Source organism: Streptomyces sp. NPDC002044 (assembly GCF_040296725.1).
Classification (GTDB): domain Bacteria; phylum Actinomycetota; class Actinomycetes; order Streptomycetales; family Streptomycetaceae; genus Streptomyces; species Streptomyces antarcticus.
In genome coordinates this window covers 1-4,940 of sequence record NZ_JBEOXU010000260.1, presented here as the reverse complement: position 1 = coordinate 4,940, position 4,940 = coordinate 1, and the positions used below count along the sequence as shown (strand labels likewise).

Sequence of the window (4,940 nt, the reverse complement as noted above, 5' to 3'; positions counted from 1 at the left end):
TGGTACACCGCCGCCGCCACCCTGTTCCTGAACACCGGGGACGCGCTGCTCCGCGGACACCTGGTGTACGCACTGCTCCACGCCATCGCTCCGGTCCTGCTGATCATCACTGCGGAGACCGGTCTCCGGCCCGGCCGGACCCGGTGGGTCGAACCGTGCCCGTCGGCTGCCCGTCAGCGGCTGTAGACGCCGACCTCGTTGAGCGAGTAGCCCCACTGGGTGCCGCGCCCCGTCCCGTGGACGCGCACGTAGCGCGCCGACGTCCCGGAGAACTGCGCGGTGTCCAGGCCGCCGTCACCGGCGGTGGTGGACCAGACGGTCCGCCAGTCCGTGCCGTCGGCGGAGACCTCGATGCGGTACGCCCTGGCGTGCGCGCGCTCCCAGTCGAGGGTGACGCGTCCGACCAGGGTCGGGGACCCGAGGTCGACCTGCAGCCACTGGTCGTCGCTCCAGTTGCTGGCCCAGCGGGTGCCCCGGTCACCGTCGACGGCCCGGCCGGGGGCGTAGCTCGTGAACGGGTTCCACTCGGCGGAGCTGGCCGTCGCGGGCGCGCGGGCCGCGAGGTTCACGCCGGCCTTGTGCTTCTCGGAGCCGCCCCAGGTGCCGAGGTAGGACTCGGCGCCCTTGAAGAGGTCGTCCACGACGCCCTGGCCGCCGGTGATCCGGACGTCCTCGATCCAGTCGGGGACCAGGCCGTAGTGGGAGGCGCCGTCGGTGTTGAGGTCCCAGGTGCGCTGCCCGGTGGTCTGCTTGTCGATGACCGATCCGCCGTCGGTGCTGCGGAAGGGGTACCGCACCGGGTTGGGGGTGCCGGCGCCGCGAGGGCCGGGCCAGCCGCCGACGCCGTTCATGTCGGTGCCGTATCCGTAGCCGACGCCGTACTTGTCGCGCAGGGCGTCCGTGCGCTTGGCCTCGGCGCTGAACGCCTCGGAGCCGTTCATGTACTGGGCGGCGAACCCGCCGAGCTTGTAGAGGCGCTCGGTCCAGTCCATGTCCATCCAGCTGTGCGAGGAGATGACGCCCGGGTAGGACTCGGACTCCAGGATGTCGAAGGCCCGGCCCGCGGCCTTGACGCTCATGTGGTCGATCTCCAGCATCATCTTGCGTTTCATCATGCCGCGTACGGCGTACTCGCCGAGGTCGGTGAGGCCGCGGGTGTTGCACTGCGCGTCGGCGGCGTACGCCGGTACGGACACGCCCGCCGGGAGCTGCTTCTCCGCGGACGCGGCGGCCGCCAGGCCGATCGGGTTGTCGCGCTGCGGGCCGGTGCACCGCTCGGTCTGCCAGAAGGTGCCGGTCGACAGGAACTGGCCGACGTTGATGGCCGTGCCCAGGGCGCCCGAGTCGAAGCGGACCCCGCACAGCGCGTTGTCGAACTTGTGGCACAGGAACATGCTGCGCACGCCCAGGGCGTGGAGCTCGTCCAGGCCGCGGTCGACGTCGGCGCGGCTGCACTGGGCGATGTCGAGGACCTGCTTGCAGCCGAAGGGCTCGGAGGTCTCGACGCCGAGGACGACGGCCAGCTTGCCCTGCTCGATGACCTGGCGGGCCTGCGTGGAGTCGGTGACGATCCGGAACCAGCCCTTGCCGGGGCCGCCGTACATCTTGTCGATGTAGCCCTGCATGTCGTACGTCTTCTGCGCCTCCAGGCGGATGGCGGTCATCTCGTCGCAGCCGCGGTCCTTGAAGAAGTAGACCGAGCAGATGACCCCGTTGGTGACGAGGTCGTTGACGAGGATCCGCTGGCCGCCGCGCCAGGCCCGCTCGACCCAGGCGTAGTAGTTCTGCTGGTGGGTCAGCGAGTCGTGGGCGGGCCAGTCCTTGAAGGTCGGCCAGCCGTCGGGGTCGTGCTTTCCGTCGCCGCCGTTGGTGATGTAGTCGAAGATCGCGAGGGTGCCGTCGGGGTAGTGCTCCGGACAGTCCTTGAGGGCGTCGGTGATGCCCTGTTCGGAGAACGGCTTGCCGCAGATCAGGCGTCCGCCGAAGCCCTCGTTGGACATCAGGTGGTCGTGGGCGTCGACGAACCCGCGGACCTTGCCCTGGGCGTCGGTGCCCTTGAAGGGCTCGCCGGTGACGTTGATGGCGGAGTCGGGGGCGGGCCGCGCGGTCGGGTTCCACCAGCCGGGGTCGGCGGCGGAGGAGGCGGGTGCGAGGCCGAGCAGCAACGCCGCCACGGCGAGGCACAGCGTCAGCAGGCCGAACGGGCCTGGTCTGCGGCGGGCGGGGTGGGTCATCGTCATCACCGTGTCTTCGGTCGGCGGAGCGCGCGGTCTGGGGGTACCGGAACCGTCGGGGGACACGGCCAACCCCGGACAGGGCGTTGACATGTTCCTCACAATCGGTGCGTCGAGAATGGCTACCGCCGGGTACGGAGTCAAGGGTCCGGGACAGATGACCTGACGGATCGTCGGATTGCCCGGACGGAACACCTCCGCGCCGCCCCACCGGTCCCGCCCCGCACACCGGGCGGGCGCCGGGGGCGCCGGGCCGCGCCTCCTACGCCGCGCCCGCGCCCGCCTCCTACGCCGCGCCGCCCCGGCCCGCCGCGGCGAGCGCCGCCCGCGCGAAGGCCCGTACCGCGCCGGAGTTGTCGGCGGCGCGCCACACCAGGCCGTAGCCGACCGGCTCCGCGTCCGCGAACGGCACGTACGCCACCCCCGGGCGGGCGTAGTACGTCGCCGTGTGCGCCGACGTCAGCAGCGCGCCCCGGCCCGCGGCGACCTGCATCAGCGCCTCCTGCATGTTCGTCACCTCCGGCCCCCGCCGGATCGGCCGGCCGCCGGGGGTGCGCGCCGGCGCCTGGTGCTCGCGCCGGTACGGGGGCAGGTCCCCGGCGACCGCCAGCAGCGGCACCCCGGCCAGCTCCTCCAGCGAGACCGCCTCCCGCGCGGCCAGCGGGTGCCCGGCGGCCACCGCCAGCACCCGCGCCTCGGTGAGCAGCGCGGGACCTTCGCCGAGGTCGGCCTCCCGTACCGGGAACTCCGCGAACTGCACGTCGAAGTCCCCGCTGCGCAGCTGCCCGTACGGGTCGGACAGCGGCACCTCGCACACCTCGACCGCCAGCCCGGGATGGGTGGCCCGCAGCGCTTCGGCGGCCTTGAGGACCAGCTCCCCGGCGGGCGGGGTGGTGAAGCCGACGTGCAGGACTCCGTCGGCGGCGCGCGCCGTGGCCGCCGCCCGCTCCAGCGCCCGGGCGATGCCCCGGTGGTGGGGTTCGAGGTCGGCGCGCAGCTGGCGGCCGAGGGCGGTGAGGGTGACGCTGCGGCTGGTACGCAGGAACAGCGGGGCGCCGACGCGCCGTTCCAGCCGCTGGACGAGCTGACTGACGCGGGCCCGCGAGAGCAGCATGCGCTCGGCGGTCCGGCCGAAGTGCAGTTCCCCGGCGAGGATCAGGAAGCAGTCCAGCTCGTCGCGGTCGGTAAGCATGACTGAACGAACGTTGCGTTCTTCGGCGTTGTTCCCCCCGGGACGGCGGGCGAGGGTGGTCTGACCGGCAACGGTCATCCCCTTCAACCCCCTTCTGCGAGGACACCCATGTCCAGTCCCATCCGCGGCCGCCGCCTGGGCGTGCTGCTCGTCCTGTGCGGCGCGATCTTCCTCGAAGGCATCGACGTCGCGATGCTGAACGTCGCCCTTCCCTCCATCCGCGCCGACCTCGGCCTGGCGACCGGCGAGCTCCAGTGGGTGATGAGCGCCTACGTCCTCGGCTACGGCGGCTTCATGCTGCTGGGCGGCCGGGCCGCCGACCTGTTCGGGCGGCGCCGGATGTTCGTCGGCTGGCTGACCGTCTTCCTGGTCTTCTCCGGCCTCGGCGGACTCGCCACCGAGGGCTGGCAGCTGATCGCCGCCCGGTTCGTGACGGGTGTCGCCGCCGCCTTCATGACCCCCGCCGGGCTGTCGGTCATCACCACCGGCTTCGACGAGGGTCCGCAGCGCGACAAGGCCCTGCTGGTGTACTCCGGCACGGCCGCCGCCGGGTTCTCCATCGGCCTGGTCGCGGGCGGGCTGCTCACCTCCGCCGGCTGGCGCTGGGTGTTCTTCGCGCCGGTGGTGCTGGCCGCGGTGATCCTGGTGGGCGCCGTGGCCCTCGTACCGAAGTCGCCGAAGCCGCGGCGGGCGGCCGGGCAGCGGCTCGACCTGGCCGGCGGGCTGCTGGTGACCTCGGCGGTGGTGCTGCTGGTGCTCGGCGTGGAACGCGCCGCGCACGCCGGGGCCGCGTGGACCGCCGCGACGGTCGGTGCGGGGCTGGCACTGCTGGCGCTGTTCGCCGCGGTCGAGCGGCGGGCTCCCGAACCGCTGGTCCGCCCCGGGGTGCTGCGGTCGCGGCCGCTGCTGCGGGCGAACGCCGCCGGGCTGCTGTTCTCGGGCGCCTTCTTCGGCTTCCAGTTCCTGGTGGTCCTCTACCTCCAGGAGGTGCGCGGCTGGTCCACGCTCCAGACCAGCCTGGCGATGCTGGTCATCGGCATCGACGCGGCGCTCTCGCCCACGGTGGTGCCGAGGCTGGTGGCCCGCTTCGGCAACGGCCGGCTGATCTTCGCCGGCCTGCTCCTCGCGGCCCTCGCCTACGGGCTCTTCCTGCCGCTCGGCGCCGACTGGAGCTACCTGGTGATGCTGCCGAGCCTGATCCTGCTGGGTCTCGCCTTCGCCCTGGTCTACGGGCCGCTGACCATCGTGGCGACCGAGGACGTCGCGGAGGAGGACCAGGGCCTCGCCGGCGGGCTGCTGTACACGTCGTTCCAGTTCGGCGCGGCGCTCGGCCTGTCCGCGGTGACCGCGGTGTCGGCCTCGTACGCCGATCCGCTGGACGGGTACCGGGCCGCGCTGCTGGTGCCGTTCGCGGCGGTCCTGGCGGCGGCCGCGGTCACCGCGGCGGGGCTGCGCCGGCCGGCCGCGCCCCCGGTGGCGGCGGGCGCGGCGGAAGCGGCCGCGGCCCCCGGGCC

At 73.3% G+C, this 4,940-nt stretch carries 3 protein-coding genes and 1 pseudogene; 2 read left to right on the top strand and 2 right to left on the bottom strand.

Annotation, left to right across the window (positions count from 1 at the left end; all coding sequences use genetic code 11):
- Nucleotides 1–186: pseudogene (locus ABT106_RS31080) on the top strand (DUF2637 domain-containing protein); the annotation flags it as partial.
- On the opposite strand, the gene ABT106_RS31075 reads toward ABT106_RS31080, so the two are convergent.
- On the bottom strand, nucleotides 174–2,240 hold the full coding sequence (locus ABT106_RS31075; protein WP_351284175.1) for a galactose-binding domain-containing protein: 2,067 nt from the start codon (nucleotides 2,238–2,240) through the stop codon (nucleotides 174–176). The pseudogene ABT106_RS31080 and the gene ABT106_RS31075 overlap by 13 nt on opposite strands.
- 280 nt (nucleotides 2,241–2,520) lie before the next feature.
- Nucleotides 2,521–3,426, bottom strand: a complete 906-nt coding sequence (locus ABT106_RS31070; protein ID WP_351284172.1) for a LysR family transcriptional regulator — start codon at nucleotides 3,424–3,426, stop codon at nucleotides 2,521–2,523.
- Between the two features lie 108 nt (nucleotides 3,427–3,534).
- Between ABT106_RS31070 and ABT106_RS31065 the strand changes: the two genes are divergently transcribed.
- The coding region (locus ABT106_RS31065) for an MFS transporter (RefSeq protein ID WP_351284169.1) at nucleotides 3,535–4,940 on the top strand (1,406 nt) is incomplete at its 3' end.